We start from the raw sequence: 18331 nt of genomic DNA on the forward strand, positions 1-18331 counted from the left end.
TCACAGGCTCCACTGGCGCAGCTCCTGCGCGATGTCGTGCACGGAGGCGTCCCCGCTCTTGACCAGCCGGGCGAGGTCCCGCACCTGTTCCGGTGAGGTGACGACCTTGACGCCGCTGGCGACGAGATAGGCGTAGGCGACCGCGGACGCGAACAGCGCGTTGGAGCGTTCCAGCGCCGGAACGTGCAGCAGCAGCTGGAGCAGGGCGGCCGCGCGGGCGTGCGGAGTGTCGTAGACGGCGACGCCGAATATCTCCGCGTCGTGTCGGCTGACCGCGGCGACGAGCGCGCCCCAGTCCGTGACCTGGGGATCTCCGGGCGTCTTCTGTTCGGCGACCATCAGCAGCCAGGCGAGGTCGATTCTGAGGTTGCTCAACGGTCAGCGTCGACCTTCGCCGGGGTGCCGGGTCGAGCCCTCGCCGCCGGAGCCGAACTCCTCGGCGAAGACGGACTCGTACTGCTTCATGAAGTCGGCGGCGGCCTCGACGAACGTGTGGCCGGCCTCCCCGGTGTCCTGTCGCACCAGCTCTTCGATGTACCGGTTGACGCTCATACCGCGCTCCAGGGCACGTTCGCGGGCGGCTCGGGCGGTGTCCTCGTCCACCCTCACGTTCAGCTGGGTCTTCGCCATACCTCGACGCTAGCGCCGGGTCGCTAGCACCGGCAAGAGGGCGACCCGGGCGACCGGCCCGGCCTGGGGGATACCCGGTGTGCGGTGCATCACATTACGCTCGGCCGGGACGGGGAAGACCAGTACGTCGGGGAAGACCAGAACGTCGGGACGTCCACGACGAGGGAGGCCGTCTTGTCCACTGCTGCAGCGGAGCACGTCCCGGGCCACGCGGAGGCGGACGGGACCGCCGCCCGCGCCCGGGGTCTGACCAAGGCGTACGGCTCGGGCGAGACGGCGGTGCTCGCCCTGGACTCGGTCGACGTGGACATCGCGCGCGGCCGCTTCACCGCGGTGATGGGCCCCTCCGGCTCCGGGAAGTCCACGCTGATGCACTGCCTGGCGGGCCTCGACACCGTGTCGGCGGGCCAGGTGTGGCTCGGCGACACCGAGATCACGGGCCTGAAGGACCGGGAGCTGACCCGGCTGCGCCGGGACCGGATCGGTTTCATGTTCCAGTCGTTCAATCTGATCCCGACGCTGAACGCCGCCGAGAACATCACGCTGCCCATGGACATCGCGGGCAGGAAGCCCGACCCGGAGTGGCTCGACCAGGTGATCGACACGCTGGGACTGCGGGACCGGCTCGGGCACCGGCCCTCCCAGCTGTCCGGCGGGCAGCAGCAGCGCGTCGCCTGCGCCCGGGCGCTCGCCTCCCGGCCAGAGCTGATCTTCGCGGACGAGCCGACGGGCAACCTGGACTCCCGGTCGGGGCTCGAGGTGCTGGGGTTCCTGCGCAGGGCCGTGGACGAACTGGGGCAGACCGTCGTCATGGTCACCCACGATCCGGGCGCGGCGGCCCACTCCGATCTGGTGCTGTTCCTGGCGGACGGGCGGATCGTGGACGAGATGGAGCGGCCGACGGCCGAGGCCGTGCTCGAGCGCATGAAGCGTTTCGACACGGTCAGGGCGGTCTTCGACGGTGCGTCCGGCCGCGAGAACTGAGGACGTCGGACCGGTGCGACCATGCTGAAGGCGACGCTGCGCAGCTTCCTCGCGCACAAGGGACGGCTCGCGCTCTCCGCGCTGGCCGTGCTCCTGTCGGTGGCGTTCGTCGCGGGCAGCCTGATCTTCTCGGACACGGTCTCCCGGACCTTCGACCGGCTCTTCGCCTCCACTGCGGCCGACGTGACCGTGAGCCCCCGCCAGGACCTGCCGTCCCGGATCCCGTCCGGGGCGACGCCGACCCTTCCGGCCTCGCTGGCCGCCCGGGTGGCCCGGGTGGACGGCGTCGCCGCCGCGCATGCCGACGTCGCCGTCCAGGACATCACGGTCGTCGACCGCAGGAACGATCCGGTGGGTCCGACCACCGGCGCGCCCACCATCGCCAGGAACTGGTCCGTCACCGCACACAGCCCCGTCCGGCTCACGTCCGGGCACGCCCCGCGGGGGCCCGGCGAGGCGCTGCTGGACGCGGACACCGCCCGGCACAAGCACGTGCGGATCGGCGACACGCTGACGGTGGTCGCCCGTCCCGGCTCGTTCAAGGTGCGTGTGGCCGGGATCGCCACCTTCACCACCACCAACCCGGGCGCGGCCCTGGTCTTCCTGGACACCCCGACGGCGCAGACCAGGCTGCTGGGCCGCCCGGACGTGGCCACGAGCATCTCCGTCGACGCGGCACCGGGTGTGAGCGACGCACGGCTGAGGCAGCGGATCGCCGACGCGATCGGCTCGACCTCGTACGACCTGAGGACCGCGGCCGAACAGGCCAAGTCCGACACGGACCGGCTCGGCGCCTTCCTCGACGTGATCAAGTACGTGATGGTGGGGTTCGCCGGGATCGCCGTGCTCGTGGGCGTCTTCCTCATCGTCAACACGTTCTCGATGCTGATCGCCCAGCGCACCCGCGAGCTGGGGCTGCTGCGCGCCCTGGGCGCCGAGCGGCGGCAGGTGCGCCGGTCCGTGCTGACCGAGGCGCTGCTGCTGGGCCTGGTCGGCTCGACGCTGGGGCTGGCCGCGGGGATCGGGCTCGCGGCCGGGCTGATCCGGCTGATGAGCGTGTTCGGCATGAACATCAGGTCCACCGAGATGGTGATCGGCTGGGTCACTCCGGTCGCCGCCTACGCGGTCGGGGTCGGCGTCACCTTCGTCGCCGCCTACCTGCCGGCCCGGCGCGCGGCCCGCGTCTCCCCCATGGCGGCTCTCGTGGACGCCGAGGTCGCCGGTGCGGGCCGGCCGTTGACGCTGCGCGCGGTGGCGGGGGCCGTCGTCGGCGCACTCGGCCTGGCCGCTCTGGCGGGCTGCGCCCGGGCGACCAGGACCGCGCCCGCCACCACGCTGCTCGGCATCGGTGTGGTGCTCACGCTCGTCGCGACCGTGATCGCGGGCCCGCTGCTGGTGCGTCCGCTGATCCGGGTGCTGGGGGCCGCGTTCCCCGCCCTGTTCGGCTCGATCGGCCGGATGAGCCAGCGCAACGCCCTGCGCAATCCGCGCCGCACCGGGGCCACCGCCTCCGCGCTGATGGTCGGGCTCGCGCTGGTGGCCGGGATGTCGGTGGCGAGCACGTCCATGTCCAAGTCGTTCGACCAGCAGATCGACAAGACGCTGGGCGCGGACTTCGTCGTGCAGAGCAGATCGGGAACCCCTGAGCCCTTCCCACAGGAGATCACCGACCGGGTCCGTGCCACGGAGGGTGTCGGGCTCGTCGTACGGCAGCGGTACACGCCCGTGGCGATCGTGCTGCCGGACGGCACCCGGATCGAGACCTCGGCCACGGCCTTCGACCCGCGGCTCGACGAGGTCGCCCACCTCGCCTACGTCCGGGGCGGCTCGGCCACCGCGCTCGCGGACGGCGCGCTCGCCATGGACGCGGCGTTCGCCAAGGACCACGGCGTCCGCCTCGGCTCCACGCTCCCGGTCCGGTTCCCGGACGAGCGCCGCACCGATCTGAGGGTGGGCGCGCTCACCAACCAGGCCGGTTCGAACAACTTCAGTACGCGGGGCGGGCTGTTCTTCGGCATGGGGACGCTCCAGAGGTACGTGCCGCAGGGGCAGGACACGGCGCTCTTCGTGAACGCGGCACCCGGCACCTCCAAGGACCGGTTGCGCGCCCGGCTGGAGAAGGCCCTCGCCCCCTACCCGCAGGTCCAGGCTCGCGACCAGGCCGACTACAAGAAGCTGGTGCACAACCAGATCGCGGTGCTGCTCTATCTGGTCTACGCGCTGCTGGGCCTCGCGATCGTCATCGCGGTGCTCGGCGTCGTCAACACCCTGGCCCTGTCCGTCGTCGAGCGCACCCGGGAGATCGGCCTGCTGCGCGCGATCGGACTGGCCCGGAGGCAGTTGCGGCGCATGATCCGGCTGGAGTCGGTGGTGATCGCGGTGTTCGGCGCCGTCCTCGGGCTGGCACTGGGGATCGTGTGGGGTCTGTGCACACAGCGGGTCCTGGCGCTGCAGGGCATGAAGGCGCTGGCGATCCCGTGGGGCACCATCGTCGCCGTCATGGTGGGTTCGGCGGTCGTGGGCGTGGTGGCGGCGCTGCTGCCGGCGTTGCGTGCGTCGCGCATGAATGTGCTGGCGGCGATCGCGCACGAGTGATGGAATCGCGTGGGTACTCAAGTCGCCTCGACACGAGGAGAGTTCATGCCGCGTCCGTTCCGTTTCGGCGTCAACATGCTCGAACCCGCACCGGCCGCGGAGTGGCGCGCCAAGTGCCGGCGGGCGGAGGAAATCGGCTACGACGTCATCCTCGTCCCGGACCACCTCGGCTGGCCGGCTCCGTTCCCGGCGCTGGTCGCGGCGGCGGAGGCGACCGAGCGTCCCCGGGTGGGCACGTTCGTGCTCAACGCCGGCTTCTGGAACCCGGCGCTGCTGGCCCGCGAGGTGGCGACGACGGACGCGCTGACCGGTGGCCGGCTGGAGTTGGGGCTCGGCACCGGCTACGTCCGGGCGGAGCACGAGCAGGCGGGACTGCCGTACGGCTCGCCGCGTGAGCGCGTGGACCATCTGCGACGCACGGTGGAGGAGTTGGACCGGCTGCTGGGTGCCGAGGACCACCGGCCGCGGCCCGTACAGCGACCGCGGGTGCCGCTGCTGATCGGTGCCAACGGCGACCGGATGCTGAAGCTCACCGCCGAACACGCCGACATCGCCGCCTTCACGGGGGCGCGCTCGGTGCCGGGGAGCACGACGGGACAGCTGGAGCCGATCACGGCCGAGCAGCTCGACGAGCGTGTGGGCCTGTACCGCAAGCTCGCGGCGGACCGCGACGAGCCCGCCGAGCTGAACGTGCTCATCCAGAGGGTCGTCGTCACCGAGGACCGCGAGGCCGCCGTGCGCCCCCTGCTGGAGCACCTGCCGAACCTGACGTCGGAACAGGCCTTGGCACTGCCCATCTTCCTGATCGGCACACTGGAGCAGATCGTCGAGCAGGTGCGGGCGCAGCGCGAACGGTACGGCTTCACGTACCTGACCGTCCTGGAGCCGTCGATGGAGGCGTTCGCGCCGGTCATCGAGGCCCTGCGCGACGCGTAGCCGTTCGGGGGCGGCCCGCGCCCGCTGTCCCTTGTCCCCTTCCGTCCACATGCCGGAATTCCCGGATCTGCTGGTCGGCGGCATGATCGGATCACCGCATGAGTGATCTTCGGATACGGGCCGCCGGGCTCGAGGACCTGGACGCCGTGCTGGCCTTCTGGAAGGTGGCCGCGGAGGGCACGAGCATCAGCGACGACCGGGACGGGGTGCAGCGGCTCGTCGATCGCGACCCGGAGGCCCTGATCCTCGCGGAGGAGGACGGCCGGCTGGTCGGCACGGTGATCGCGGGCTTCGACGGCTGGCGTTGCCACCTGTACAGGCTGGCGGTGCATCCGGAGCGGCGGCGGCAGGGGATCGGTTCGGCGCTGCTGTCCGCGGCGGAGGAGCGGTTCGTGCGGCTCGGGGGGCGCCGCGGGGACGCGATGGTGCTGCAGCGCAACGAGACCGCGCACCATGCGTGGCGGGCGGCCGGGTACGCGCCCGAGGAGCACTGGCGGAGGTGGGTCAAGCCGCTCACCGGCTGAGCCACAGGAGCTACTTTGCCGATCCTTTACCATAGAGGGACCAAGCTGCCCCCCTGTCGGGGTGAACCCGTCCCACCATGAAAGGTGTGAGCGTCCGTCCATGGGCGAGCCTCCCAGTACCCGAGATCGCGCGGTCGCCGCGCCCCTGGCCGATCCTGGGACGGAGGTGACCCGATGACCGAAGTGCTCCTCCTGCTGGTGGCGGTGCTGCTCTCGGTGGCCTGCGGTGTCTTCGTGGCGGCGGAGTTCTCCCTCACCACGGTCGAGCGCAGCGAGCTGGAGCATGCCGCACAGCGCGGTGAGCGCGGTGCGGCGGGCGCCCTCAAGGCCGTACGGAGCCTGACGTTCCAGCTTTCCGGCGCGCAGCTCGGGATCACGGTCACCAACCTGGTGGTCGGCATGCTCTCCGAACCGTCGATCGCCAAGCTGATCGCGGGCCCCCTCGAGGCACTGGGCGTGCCCCGCTCGGCGGCCCCGTCCGTGGCCCTGGTCATCGGCACCGCCCTGTCGACGGTGTTCCTGATGGTGGTCGGCGAGCTGGTGCCGAAGAACTGGGCGATCTCCTCGCCGCTGGCCGTGGCCAAGCGCGTGGGCGGGCCGCAGCGCTGGTTCAGCCGCGCGTTCCGCCCCTTCATCACGCATCTGAACGACACGGCCAACCGTGTGGTGCGCCGCTTCGGCCTCGAGCCGGCCGAGGAGCTGGCCTCCGCGCGCGGGCCCCAGGAACTGGTGGCGCTCGCCCGGCACTCCGCAAGAGAGGGCGCTCTGGAGGCGGACACCGCGGAGCTGTTCGTCCGTACCCTGAACCTCGCCGACCTGACCGCGGAGAACGTGATGACCCCGCGCGTCCAGGTCGTCGCCCTGGAGGCGCAGGCGACCTGCGAGGACGTGGCGAACGCGACGCGCGCGACGGGCCTGTCACGGTTCCCCGTCTACCGTGGCAGCCTGGACTCGGTCATCGGCACCGCCCACGTCAAGGACATCCTCACCGTGCCCGCCGAGGAGCGGCCGCTGCGGTCCGTCGCACAGCTGATACGCGAACCGCTGTTCGTGCCCGAATCCCTCACCGTCGACCGGCTGCTGGACCGGCTCTCCGGCAAGAACACCATCGCCGTGGTGATCGACGAGTACGGCGGCACCGCCGGCGTCGCCACGCTGGAGGACATCGTCGAGGAGGTCGTCGGCGAGGTGCGCGACGAGCACGATCCGCACGAGACGCCCGACCTGGCGTCGGCCGGGCTCGACGCCGTCGGCCGGTCCCTGTACTCGGCCGACGGCTCGGCCCGCGTCGACCAGCTCGCGCGCGTGGGACTCCGGGTGCCGGAGGGGCCGTACGAGACGCTGGCCGGACTCGTCGCCACGGAACTGGGCCGCATACCGGTCAAGGGTGACCGGATCGAGGTGGCCGGCTGGCGGCTGGACGTGGTGGACGCATCGGGCCACAGGGCCGCGCGGGTCCTCATGCACGCCCCGCGCACCCTTGAGGAGGGGGAACGGTGACCGTCGTCCAGTTGCTGATCGGTCTGTTGACGCTGGTCGCGAACGCGTTCTTCGTGGGCGCCGAGTTCGCGTTGATCTCCGTGCGGCGCAGCCAGGTGGAGCCGCGCGCCGAGGCGGGCGAGCGACGGGCGCGCAGCGTGCTGTGGGGGCTGGAGCACGTGTCGGCGCTGCTCGCCGCGGCACAGCTCGGCATCACCCTGTGCACCCTGGTCCTCGGTGTGGTCGCCGAACCGGCGATCGAGCATCTGCTGGAGCCGGTGTTCCACGCGGCGGGTGTGCCCGAGAGCGCGGGGCGTGCCGTGTCGTTCGTGATCGCGCTGGCGCTGGCCACGTATCTGCACATGCTGCTCGGCGAGATGGTGCCGAAGAACATCGCGCTCGCGGAGCCGGTGCGGCTGGCGCTGCTGCTCGGCCCGCCGCTGGTGGGCATGTCCCGGGCGCTGCGCCCGGTCATCTTCACCGTCAACGCGTTCGCGAACGCGCTGCTGCGGCTGCTGCGGGTGCAGACGCGGGACGAGGTCGCGGCCACGTTCTCGGACGACGAACTGGTGCGGCTCGTCAAGGACTCCAGCGCGGCGGGGCTCATCGACGACCGCGCGCAGGAGAGGCTGCACGACGCGCTGGTCCTCGGCCGAAGGCCTGTACGGGACGTGGTGGTGCCGCTGGAGCACGTGGTGTACGCGCGGGTGGGCGTCACTCCGGAACAACTGGAGCAGCTGTCGGCCCAGTCCGGCTTCTCGCGCTTCCCGGTGGTGGACGAGGGCCGGCGGATCGTCGGCTATCTCCACGTCAAGGACGCCCTGGACGCCTCACCACGGGACGTGCCGTTCCGGCTGCGGGACATGCGGCCGATCGCCCGAGTGCGCGAGACCACCCCGCTGGACGACGTCCTCACGGCCATGCGCCGCAGCCGCACCCACCTGGCCGCGGTCATGGGCACGGACGGCCGCCTCGCGGGCCTGATGACAATGGAGGACGTGCTGCGCCAGCTGTTCGGCCAGCCGGCCTGACGCCCGGGCACCCGTCGGCCGACCGGCCTGACGCCGCGGCGTCCGTCGCGCGCGGGCCGGGATCCCCCGGGCGCGCGCGGGCCCGGGATCCCCCGGGCACCGCAAGCGGCCCTGCGCAGGCTGACCGACCGGTGGGTATGGAGTGGGGGCGGCCGGGATAGCATCTACGGCGCCATGCAGACGAACCCCACCTACTCCAGCCTGGTCGCCGTCGGCGACTCCTTCACCGAGGGCATGTCGGACCTGTTGCCCGACGGCTCCTACCGCGGCTGGGCCGATGTCCTCGCGGGCCGGATGGCCGCACGGACCCCCGGATTCCGGTATGCCAACCTCGCCGTGCGCGGCAAGCTGATCGCTCAGATCGTCGACGAGCAGGTGGACCTCGCCGCGGCGATGGGGGCCGACGTGGTCACGCTGGTCGGCGGGCTGAACGACACGCTGCGGCCCAAGTGCGACATGGGGCGCGTACGGGAGCTACTGACGGAAGCCGTGGAGCGGCTGGCCCCGTCGTGCAAACAGCTCGTCCTGATGCGCAGCCCCGGCCGGCAGGGCCCCGTCCTCGAGCGCTTCCGGCCCCGTATGGAGGAGCTGTTCGCCTGCGTCGACGACCTCGCCGCGCGGCACGGCGCGCTCATCGTCGACCTCTACGGCGCACCGTCGCTCGCCGACCCGCGCCTGTGGGACGTGGACCGGCTGCACCTGACGGCCGAGGGGCACCGCCGGGTGGCGGAAGCCGTGTGGCAGACGCTCGGGTACGAGGCGGAGGATACGGAGTGGCGCACACCGCTGCCCCCGACCGCGCCGCCGACCTGGCTCGCCCGCCGGACCGCGGACGTCCGGTTCACCCGGCAGCATCTGCTGCCGTGGATAGGGCGGCGGCTGACCGGCCGCTCGTCGGGCGACGGCCGCCCGGCCAAGCGTCCGGATCTGCTGCCGTACGAGGACCCGGCCGTGTAGGAGTACGGACCGCACCGAAGGGAGTCGCGCGTGACCACCGAGGTGATCAACCTCAAGGGCCGCCTTCAGGAGTACGGTCCCCGGCTGGAACACGCGCCCGGGAACATGGTCTACGTCGGCCGCCGCCTCACCCGCGGCGGCTGGGACCTTCCCCAGCACCCGCTGTACAACCCCTTCCAGATCGACACGCCCAAGAAGAAGCACGACGGGACGCGGGAGGAGGTGATGGCCAAGTACCGGGACTACCTCATGGGCCGTCCGGACCTGCTGGCCCTGGTCCCCGAGCTGCGTGGCAAGACCCTCGCGTGCTGGTGCGCGCCCGAGCTGTGCCACGGGGACATCCTGGCCGAGGTCGCGGACAAGAAGAGGTAGCCCTTTCGTGACGGCCGTCTCGTAGGTTCCGCCGAACCGGCCCGTGGATCTGGCCTGCAGGAATCGCCAGTAGAATCCGTACACGTGACTGCTGCGCCCGCAAAGCCCCGTATCCCGAACGTCCTCGCCGGACGCTACGCCTCCGTCGAGCTGGCCACGCTCTGGTCCCCCGAGCAGAAGGTGAGGCTGGAGCGGCAGCTCTGGCTCGCCGTGCTGCGGGCACAGAAGGACCTCGGGATCGAGGTGCCGGACGAGGCGATCGCCGACTACGAGCGCGTCCTCGACCAGGTCGACCTCGCCTCGATCGCGGAGCGCGAGAAGGTCACCCGGCACGATGTGAAGGCGCGGATCGAGGAGTTCAACGCGCTGGCCGGGCACGAGCAGGTGCACAAGGGCATGACCTCCCGCGACCTGACCGAGAACGTCGAGCAGCTGCAGATCCGGCTCTCCCTGGAGCTGGTGCGCGACCGCACGGTGGCCGTCCTGGCGCGCCTCGCCAAGCTGGCGGGCGAGTACGGCGAGCTGGTCATGGCCGGCCGCTCGCACAACGTGGCCGCGCAGGCCACCACCCTCGGCAAGCGTTTCGCCACGGCCGCCGACGAGCTGCTCGTCGCGTACGGCCGCGTCGAGGAGCTGCTCGGCCGTTACCCGCTGCGCGGCATCAAGGGCCCCGTCGGTACGGCGCAGGACATGCTGGACCTGCTGGGCGGCGACGCGGGCAAGCTCGCCGAGCTGGAGCACCGGATCGCCGGGCACCTCGGCTTCTCCCAGGCCTTCACCTCCGTCGGCCAGGTCTACCCGCGCTCCCTCGACTACGAGGTCGTCACCGCGCTGGTGCAGCTCGCGGCCGCGCCGTCGTCGCTGGCGAAGACGATCCGGCTGATGGCCGGGCACGAGCTGGTGACCGAGGGCTTCAAGCCGGGGCAGGTCGGCTCCTCGGCGATGCCGCACAAGATGAACACCCGCTCCTGCGAGCGCGTCAACGGCCTGATGGTGATCCTGCGCGGCTACGCCTCGATGACCGGCGAGCTTGCGGGCGACCAGTGGAACGAGGGCGACGTGTCCTGCTCGGTGGTGCGCCGGGTCGCGCTGCCGGACGCGTTCTTCGCGCTGGACGGGCTGCTGGAGACGTTCCTCACGGTGCTCGACGAGTTCGGCGCCTTCCCGGCGGTGGTCGCGCGCGAGCTGGACCGCTACCTGCCGTTCCTCGCCACCACCAAGGTGCTGATGGCCTCGGTGCGCGCGGGCGTGGGCCGCGAGGTCGCGCACGAGGCGATCAAGGAGAACGCCGTCGCCTGCGCCCTCGCGATGCGTGAGCAGGGCGCCGAGCGCAACGAGCTGCTCGACCGCCTGGCCGCCGACGAGCGCATCCCGCTGGACCGCGCCGAGCTCGACGCGCTGATGGCGGACAAGCTGTCCTTCACGGGCGCCGCCTCCGACCAGGTCGCCTCGGTCGTCGGCCGCATCGAGGAGATCGTGAAGCAGCGCCCGGAGGCCGCCGGCTACACCCCGGGGGCGATCCTCTGACCCGGTTCACCCCTGCGGACCTGGAGGCCGCCCGCGACCGTCTGGTGCCGGACGTGGTCGCGGACGGCCTCGACGTCCTCTTCTGCGGTATCAACCCGGGGCTGATGACGGCGGCGACGGGCCATCACTTCGCCCGCCCCGGCAACCGCTTCTGGCCCGTGCTGCATCTGTCGGGCTTCACCCCGCGGCTGTTCCGGCCGTCCGAGCAGGCCGAGTTGCTGTCGTACGGGCTCGGGATCACGAACGTGGTGGCACGGGCGACCGCACGGGCCGACGAGCTGACCGCCGAGGAGTACCGCGAGGGCGGACGGATTCTCCACGCCAAGGTGGAGCGGCTGCGGCCGAAGTACCTGGCCGTGGTCGGGGTGACCGCGTACCGCGCGGCCTTCGACGACCGCACGGCCCGTGTCGGCCCGCAGGAGCGGACGATCGGCTCCAGCCGCGTCTGGGTGCTGCCCAATCCGAGTGGGCTCAACGCGCATTGGACGGCGGCGACGATGGCGGAGGAATTCGCACGGCTGAGGCACGCCGCGCGGGCCTAGTTGCCGCGGCACCAGGTCGGTCAGGGCGGGTCTATGGCCGTGACGACCGCGAGGAGTCGTATCTCGTCGGTCTCGTCGCGCTCGGCCACTCCCAGGGCGACCCACCGGCCGGTGCCGTCCGCCTGCCACAGGTGCACCTCGTGCACGAGGTCGCCCAGCAGCGCCCAGGGATGCGGTATCTCCTCGCCGCGCGCCCTGCGCACGCCGAGGGTCAGCATCCCCCAGCGCTGTCCCTGCCCCCACCGGTCGTTCAGCCGCTGGGCGATCGCTTCCCGCCACGCGTCGAAGTCCTCCGCTGTGCGCTCCCGTGCCGCGCCGTCGCCCGTGCCGAGGCCGACGCTCACCGTTAAGTCGGCGATGTGGAACCCGGGCCCCCCGAACCCCACGTCCGACCGGCCGGGTCGCGCGGGGAACTCGCGCAGACACAGCCGGTCGATCGTGGCCAGGTGGTCGTCGACGTTCATGCGTCCAGTAGACCAGTCACCACTGACAATTGGTGTGGCGTCAGAGCCACGGAGCACCAGGGGCCCTGCGCCCGCACTCCATGCGCCCACGAGCAGCACCACCGCCGCCCACACCGCCGGCACCCGTGGGGCCCCGTCCACGGACCTGCACGACCGGCGCCCGGCCCTCGCGGGTGGGCGCGGTCCCGAGTACGATCCGGCCAACACGCGCACGACCTGGGAGGACGACGGTGGGGCTGACCGGCGGGGACCCCTCTCTGCTGCGACGGATCAACTCCGCCGTGGTGCTGCACGCGCTGCGCGCGACGGACTGCGCGACGCTCACCGAGATCACCCGGGTGACCGGGCTGTCCCGGCCGACCGTCGAGGGAGTCGTCGAGGGGCTGATCGAGGCGGGGCTCGTGGTGGAGGCGGCGGCCGAGGAGGGCGCGGCCCGGCGGCAGGGGCGGCCCGCGCGCAGGTTCCGGTTCCGGGCGGAGGCGGGCCATCTGCTGGGGCTGGACGTCGGCGCGCACCAGGTGACCGCGCTCCTCGCCGATCTCGACGGCCGTGAGCTCGGCAGCCTCTCCAAAGAGGTCGACGAGTCCGCGTCGGCCGACGAGCGGCTGGAGCGGCTGCGGAGCACGGTCGCCGAGCTGCTGCGCCGGTCGGGCGTGTCCCGTGGTTCGCTGCGCGCGGTGGGTGTGGCCACCCCCGGGATCGTGGAGGCGGACGGCACGGTGCGCTTGGGCACGGCCCTGCCCGAGTGGACCGGTCTGAGGCTGGGCGAACGGCTCAGCCGCTCCTTCAAGTGCCCGGTCCTCGTCGAGAACGACGCCAACGCGGCGGCCGTCGCGGAGCATTGGAAGGGCGCCGCCACCGAGTCCGACGACGTGGTGTTCGTACTGGCCGGGCTGAGCCCGGGCGCCGGTGCGTTGATCGGCGGACGGCTGCACCGCGGCTACGGCGGGGCGGCCGGGGAGATCGGCGCGCTGCATCTGCTGGGCCGCGAGGCGAAGCCCGAGACCTTGTTGTCGACCACGGACGAGCCGCTGCAACCACTGGACGAGCAGCAGGTTGCCGATGTGTTCGCGCTGGCCCGTGAGGGCGACCAGCGGGCCCGCGCCGCCGTGGACCGTTTCCTGCAGCGGCTGGTGCACGACGTGGCGGCCCTCGTCCTGGCACTCGACCCCGAACTGGTCGTGATCGGCGGCTGGGCGGTGGGCCTGGACGGCGTCCTGGACCCGCTGCGCCACGAGCTGGCCCGCTACTGCCTGCGTCCCCCGAGGGTGGCCCTGTCGCGACTGGGCGAGGCGGCGGTGGCGACGGGCGCGCTGCGGCTGGCGCTGGACCACGTGGAGGAGCAGCTGTTCGCCGTGGAGGGTACGGTCACGGCGCGGCGCTGAACCCGGCCACGACCCACGACCCGTAGGTGTCCGAACGGCGTCGCGCCCCGGGTGACCGGGGCGCGACGGGTGCGGACTTCTATGCCGCCGCCGGGTGCGGCGGCGCGGTCAGGAGGCGCGGCGCTCCGGGCCGTGGTGGATCTCGATGTCGCCCCCGAAGGTCAGGCGGCAGGTGTCGGCGCGGTAGGTCGCGACGGAGACGGCCGCGGTGCGTCCGCCGGAGTGGAAGCGGGTGGTGACGACGAGGACGGGCGCGCCGGGCAGCCGGTCGAGTTCCTTGGCGTCCTCGGCGCTGACCGAGCCCAGCTCGACCGCCTGGTCCCGGCCCTCCAGCTCCAGGTGCTGCAGCTCGCGCAGCACGGCACGCGCGCGTGCCGCACCGGAGGGGGCGTCGATCGCCGAGAGGTCGGGCACCGAGGAGTGCGGGATGTAGAGCAGCTCGGCGGCCACGGGCCGGCCCTGTGACACGCGGGAGCGGCGTACCGTGTGCACCTGCTCGCCCTGCTCGGTCTCCAGGAGGTCGGCCACGGCGGCGGGCGGGACCACGTCCGTGCAGTCGGTGGGTTGCCAGTCGTCGCCGGTCGCTCCCGGCCAAGTGTGCCCCTCGGCGCCCACGGCCACCCCGACGCGCGGCGGGGCGACGGTGGTGCCGACCCCGCGGCGGCGCTGCAGGCGGCCCTCCAGCTCGAGCTGCTCCAGCGCTTGGCGGAGCGTGGCGCGGGCGACGCCGAACCTGGCGGCGAGGTCCCGTTCGTTGGGCAGGATCTCACCCACGGAGAACTCGGAGTCGAGTGCTTCGGTGAGCACGGTCTTGAGATGCCAGTACTTGGGCTCCGGCACCGATTCCAGCTGCGTGGTCCCCACCCTGTCCTCCGCGATCGCCGTGGCCCGGCGGCTTTAAGCGCCCTTGTTTTTTAAAGGTTGTTGCACTTCTCTGCGACCATAGGGCGGCCCCCACCCTTGGTCAAGACCAATCCTCGATCGGATGCGCGGTATCCGTGCGGTGTGTCACGGAGCGTTCACACTGCGTTCGCAGTGGGCGACGCCTATGACATGTCGATGAAGCCTCCGTTCACGGACGTCGTCGTACGGAGGCCGCCGATCACTCTTCCGGCAGCCGCTCGACCGGCAGGGAGGCCAGCTTGTCCGGGTTGCGGATGACGTAGACGCACTGGACGCGCCCGTCCACCACGTCCACCTGGAACACGGTGTCGGGATTGCCACCGGACAGGACGAGCAGGGCGGGACCGCCGTTGAGCTCCAGGAAGCGCAGCGACATGTCCGCCGGGCGCTGCCCGGCCACGGCGACGAGGAACCGGCCGACCTTGTCCGCGGTCTGAAGGACGCGCAGCGGCGCCTTGGCGCGACCGCCGCTGTCGCCGACCAGCCGTGCGTCCGGGGCGAGCAGTTCCATCAGCCCCTTGAGGTCGCCCTCTACGGCGGCGGCGAGGAAACGCTCGGTCAGGTCGCGGCGTTCGGCGGGGTCGACGTCGTAACGCGGCCGACGTTCGTCGACGTGCTTGCGGGCGCGTGCGGCGAGTTGGCGCACCGCGGCCTCACTGCGGTCGAGGGCGGCGGCGATCTCCCCGAACGGGAATCCGAAGGCCTCCCTCAGCACGAACACCGCGCGCTCCAGGGGCGACAGGGACTCCAGGACGACAAGGACGGCGAGCGAGACGGAATCGGCGAGCACGGCCCGGTCCGCCGCGTCCGGCGCCGTGTCGCCGAAGTCGGTGACATGGGGCTCGGGCAGCCAGGGCCCGACGTAGGCCTCCTTGCGGGCCTGCGCCTGGCGCAGCCGGTCGACGGCCAGCCGAGTGGTGACGCGGACGAGGTAGGCACGCGGTTCGCGCACCGTGTCGCGGTCGGCGCGGGACCAGCGCAACCAGGCCTCCTGGACGACGTCCTCGGCGTCGGCCACCCGGCCGAGCATGCGGTAGGCCACTCCCATCAGGACGGGGCGGTGCTCTTCGAAGACCTCGGTCGCGGTGTCGGTCGTCACCGTCCCATCCCATCCGACACGCTCCCACCATGTCCAGCAGACAAGGCGGTTGACGCAGCACAATGGCCGGCGGACCGCCTGCGGCCGAACGGCCTCGACCAAGGGGCTACCCGCTGGTAGCAATTGCTGACAAGCTGTCTACCACATCGTCCGTGCCCCCAGACGAGGAGCAGCACCATGCCGGCCACGGTCTCCTTCAGCGTTCCCTCCCCGCACGGCCCGCGGACCGTGACCGTCTCCTACGCGCGCGTGGGTGCCGGCGAACCGCTCCTGCTGCTGCACGGCATCGGCCACCACCGGCAGGCCTGGGACCCGGTCGTGGACATCCTGGCGACCGAACGGGACGTGATCGCTGTCGACCTCCCGGGCTTCGGCGCTTCCCCGGCCCTGCCGGAGGGACTGGCCTACGACCTGTCGACCGTGGTGCCGGCGCTCGGCTCGCTGTGCGAGGCGCTGGGGATCGAGCGTCCGCACGTGGCGGGCAACTCCCTCGGCGGACTCCTGGCCCTGGAGCTGGGCCGCGAGAAGCTCGTACGGTCCGTCACCGCCCTCGCACCCGCCGGCTTCTGGACCCCCGTCGAGCGCCGGTACGCGTTCACGGTCCTTTCCGCGATGCGGCAGGCCGCGCGGAACACGCCGCTGCCGGTGGTGGAGCGGCTGTCGCGCACGGCGGCCGGACGGACGGTCCTGACGAGCACCATCTACGCCCGTCCCGGGCGCCGTTCACCCGAGGCCGTCGTCGCCGAGACCCTGGCGCTGGCCCGCGCCGAGGGGTTCGCCGAGACCCTCCGGGCGGGCACGTCCGTCCAGTTCACCGAGGACGTGCCCGGGCTGCCGGTCACCGTCGCATGGGGCACCAGGGACCGGCTGCTGCTGTACCGTCAGGGCGTTCGCGCCAAGCGCATCATCCCCGGGGCCCGGCTGGTGCGGCTGCCCGGCTGCGGGCACGTCCCGATGAACGACGACCCCGCGCTGGTCGCCCGGGTCATCCTGGACGGCAGCCGCTGACCCGGCCGGGCGGTTCCGGCGCGGGCGGCCGAAGCCGGTTCGGCCGTGCGTCCGTTGTCCGCGTACGGGACGGTCGCCCGCGGCGGCGTTCGACCGGTGCTGGTTGCGCGCACTTCTCCCCCGTACATGTCCGGGCGGGCGTACGGGGGATGGGGGACGCCACGCGCGCGTGACGCGTGTCCTTCACCGTGCGGCCGGGGTCCGTTGTTCACTTGCGGTTTCCGTGCGCGCCGCTGCGCACCAGTAGGTGTTGCGGTGCCCATTGGCCGGAATACGTCCCTGGAGGCGCATCCCATGTCACACCGTCCCTTCCCCGGCCGCCGCAGCGTACTGCGCGGCTCCCTGGCCGCTTCGGCGGCCCTGACCCTGCCCACCGCGCTCGGCGCGGCGCCGGCGTTCTCCCTGTCGGGACGCCCGAAGGCGGGATGGGGCGTCCAGGCCGGCGACGTGACCGCCCACTCCGGTCTGGTCTGGGTGCGCTCGGACCGCCCGGCCCGGATGATCGTCGAGACCGCCGCGACGGAGTCGTTCCGCGACCCGCGCAGATGGCACGGGCCGCTGCTGGGCCCGGACACCGACTTCACCGGCACCACGCGGCTGCACGGGCTGCCCGCCGGCGAGCAGATCCACTACCGTGTGCTGCTGGCCGACCCGGACGACCCGCGCCGCACCGGCGAGCCGGTGACCGGCACCTTCCGTACGACGCCTCTCCAGCGGCGCCGCGGGGTGCGGTTCCTGTGGTCGGGCGACCTGGCCGGGCAGGGCTGGGGCATCAACCCGGACCTCGGCGGTTACCGGATCTACGACGCGATGGCGAAGCTGGACCCGGACTTCTTCCTGTGCAGCGGTGACAACATCTACGCCGACGGTCCCATCTCGGCCACCCAGGCCCTGCCCGACGGCAGCACCTGGCGGAACATCACCACCGAGGAGAAGTCCAAGGTCGCCGAGACCCTGGCCGAGTACCGCGGCAACTTCCGCTACAACCTGCTCGACGAGAACCTGAAGCGGTTCAACGCTCAAGTGCCCTCGATCATCCAGTGGGACGACCACGAGGTGCGCAACAACTGGTACCCGGGCGAGGTGATCGCCTCCTCCGACACCCGCTACACCGAGAAGAGCATCGACGTGCTCGCCGCCCGGGCCCGGCGCGCGTTCAGCGAGTACTTCCCGATCTCGACGCTGCAGCCGGGCGACGAGCACGGCCGGGTCTACCGGGTCATGCGGCACGGCCCCCTGCTGGACGTGTTCGTGCTGGACATGCGCACCTACCGCGATGCCAACTCCCCCGACAACCAGACGGTCGACCCGCAGGGCATCCTCGGTGCCGAGCAACTGAAATGGCTCAAGCGGGAGTTGGCGGCGTCCCGCGCGGTGTGGAAGGTGATCGCCGCCGACATGCCGCTCGGCCTGGTCGTCCCGGACCCCATGGAGAACAAGCCCAACTTCGAGGCCGTGGCGCAGGGCGACCCGGGCGCCCCGCTCGGGCGGGAGCTGCAGATCGCGGAGCTGCTGCGGTTCATCAAGCACCGGAGGATCACGGGCACGCTGTGGCTGACGGCCGACGTGCACCACACCTCGGCGCAGCACTACCACCCCTCGCGGGCGGCCTTCACCGATTTCGAGCCGTTCTGGGAGTTCGTCTCGGGCCCGCTCAACGCCGGCGCGTTCCCGGCGAGCGCGCTCGACGGCACGTTCGGCCCCGAGCGGGTGTTCGTGAAGGCGCCGACCGCCTCGAACGTCTCCCCCGCCGGCGGTTACCAGTTCTTCGGTGAGGTCGACATCGACGGCGACAGCGGTGAGTTGACGGTCCGTCTGCGCGAGCAGGACGGCACGGTTCTGTTCACCCAGGTGCTGCAGCCGGGTCGCGTGGGCCAGTAACGGGCCCGCCGCTT

General features: G+C 72.1%; 18 protein-coding genes. 13 read left to right on the forward strand and 5 right to left on the reverse strand.

All coding sequences use genetic code 11. The features are described from left to right. Together N8I84_RS06945 and N8I84_RS06950 are read right to left on the reverse strand one after the other, a co-directional pair. Nucleotides 1-375 (reverse strand): fic family toxin-antitoxin system, toxin component, encoded by a 375-nt coding sequence (locus N8I84_RS06945; RefSeq protein ID WP_263228728.1) that lies wholly within the window; start codon nt 373-375, stop codon nt 1-3. Between the two features lie 3 nt (nt 376-378). Then, nucleotides 379-630 (reverse strand): toxin-antitoxin system HicB family antitoxin, encoded by a 252-nt coding sequence (locus tag N8I84_RS06950; RefSeq protein ID WP_263228729.1) that lies wholly within the window; start codon nt 628-630, stop codon nt 379-381. Nucleotides 631-804: 174 nt separating this feature from the next. On the opposite strand from N8I84_RS06950, the gene N8I84_RS06955 reads away from it, so the two are divergent. The 10 genes from N8I84_RS06955 (at nt 805) to mug (ending at nt 11577) form a co-directional block, all read left to right on the forward strand. Beyond that, nucleotides 805-1614, forward strand: a complete 810-nt coding sequence (locus N8I84_RS06955; protein WP_263228730.1) for an ABC transporter ATP-binding protein — start codon at nt 805-807, stop codon at nt 1612-1614. 21 nt (nt 1615-1635) lie between these two features. Continuing rightward, nucleotides 1636-4209, forward strand: coding sequence for an ABC transporter permease (locus N8I84_RS06960; protein ID WP_263228731.1), 2574 nt, complete (start codon nt 1636-1638; stop codon nt 4207-4209). Between the two features lie 45 nt (nt 4210-4254). Continuing rightward, a complete protein-coding gene (locus tag N8I84_RS06965; protein WP_263228732.1) occupies nt 4255-5145 on the forward strand; it encodes an LLM class F420-dependent oxidoreductase in 891 nt (296 codons plus the stop codon). A 98-nt stretch (nt 5146-5243) separates the two neighbouring features. Beyond that, nucleotides 5244-5669 carry a GNAT family N-acetyltransferase gene (locus tag N8I84_RS06970; RefSeq protein ID WP_263228733.1) on the forward strand — a complete coding sequence of 142 codons (426 nt, stop codon included), beginning with the start codon at nt 5244-5246 and terminating at the stop codon, nt 5667-5669. A gap of 174 nt (nt 5670-5843) precedes the next feature. Then, the gene (locus N8I84_RS06975) at nt 5844-7169 is read left to right on the forward strand and encodes a hemolysin family protein (RefSeq protein ID WP_263228734.1); all 1326 of its coding nucleotides are present in this window, start codon (nt 5844-5846) and stop codon (nt 7167-7169) included. Further along, nucleotides 7166-8179 (forward strand): hemolysin family protein, encoded by a 1014-nt coding sequence (locus N8I84_RS06980; RefSeq protein WP_263228735.1) that lies wholly within the window; start codon nt 7166-7168, stop codon nt 8177-8179. Before N8I84_RS06975 ends, N8I84_RS06980 begins: the two co-directional genes overlap by 4 nt. A gap of 174 nt (nt 8180-8353) precedes the next feature. After that, a complete protein-coding gene (locus N8I84_RS06985) occupies nt 8354-9136 on the forward strand; it encodes an SGNH/GDSL hydrolase family protein (RefSeq protein ID WP_263228736.1) in 783 nt (260 codons plus the stop codon). Between the two features lie 30 nt (nt 9137-9166). Further along, nucleotides 9167-9508 carry a DUF4326 domain-containing protein gene (locus tag N8I84_RS06990; RefSeq protein WP_263228737.1) on the forward strand — a complete coding sequence of 114 codons (342 nt, stop codon included), beginning with the start codon at nt 9167-9169 and terminating at the stop codon, nt 9506-9508. A gap of 84 nt (nt 9509-9592) precedes the next feature. Further along, nucleotides 9593-11035, forward strand: a complete 1443-nt coding sequence (purB, locus tag N8I84_RS06995) for an adenylosuccinate lyase (RefSeq protein WP_263228738.1) — start codon at nt 9593-9595, stop codon at nt 11033-11035. Next, nucleotides 11032-11577, forward strand: coding sequence for a G/U mismatch-specific DNA glycosylase (mug, locus tag N8I84_RS07000; protein ID WP_263234686.1), 546 nt, complete (start codon nt 11032-11034; stop codon nt 11575-11577). Before purB ends, mug begins: the two co-directional genes overlap by 4 nt. A gap of 20 nt (nt 11578-11597) precedes the next feature. Here the strand turns inward: mug and N8I84_RS07005 are convergent, their stop codons facing one another. Continuing rightward, nucleotides 11598-12041, reverse strand: coding sequence for a hypothetical protein (locus N8I84_RS07005; protein WP_263228739.1), 444 nt, complete (start codon nt 12039-12041; stop codon nt 11598-11600). A gap of 230 nt (nt 12042-12271) precedes the next feature. On the opposite strand from N8I84_RS07005, the gene N8I84_RS07010 reads away from it, so the two are divergent. Then, nucleotides 12272-13426 (forward strand): ROK family transcriptional regulator, encoded by a 1155-nt coding sequence (locus N8I84_RS07010; RefSeq protein WP_263228740.1) that lies wholly within the window; start codon nt 12272-12274, stop codon nt 13424-13426. A 108-nt stretch (nt 13427-13534) separates the two neighbouring features. Here N8I84_RS07010 and N8I84_RS07015 read toward each other — a convergent pair whose 3' ends face one another. Next, the gene (locus N8I84_RS07015; protein WP_263228741.1) at nt 13535-14290 is read right to left on the reverse strand and encodes a GntR family transcriptional regulator; all 756 of its coding nucleotides are present in this window, start codon (nt 14288-14290) and stop codon (nt 13535-13537) included. 238 nt (nt 14291-14528) lie between these two features. After that, nucleotides 14529-15428: an RNA polymerase sigma-70 factor gene (locus tag N8I84_RS07020; protein WP_263228742.1), complete on the reverse strand. Its 900-nt coding sequence runs from the start codon at nt 15426-15428 to the stop codon at nt 14529-14531. 177 nt (nt 15429-15605) lie between these two features. Between N8I84_RS07020 and N8I84_RS07025 the strand changes: the two genes are divergently transcribed. Continuing rightward, entirely contained in the window at nt 15606-16436 is an 831-nt protein-coding gene (locus N8I84_RS07025; RefSeq protein ID WP_200422126.1) for an alpha/beta fold hydrolase, read from the forward strand. 294 nt (nt 16437-16730) lie between these two features. Further along, nucleotides 16731-18317, forward strand: a complete 1587-nt coding sequence (locus N8I84_RS07030; RefSeq protein ID WP_263228743.1) for an alkaline phosphatase D family protein — start codon at nt 16731-16733, stop codon at nt 18315-18317. Nucleotides 18318-18331 lie beyond the last annotated feature (14 nt).

Origin of the sequence: Streptomyces cynarae (assembly GCF_025642135.1) — a bacterium.
Classification (GTDB): Bacteria; Actinomycetota; Actinomycetes; order Streptomycetales; family Streptomycetaceae; genus Streptomyces; species Streptomyces cynarae.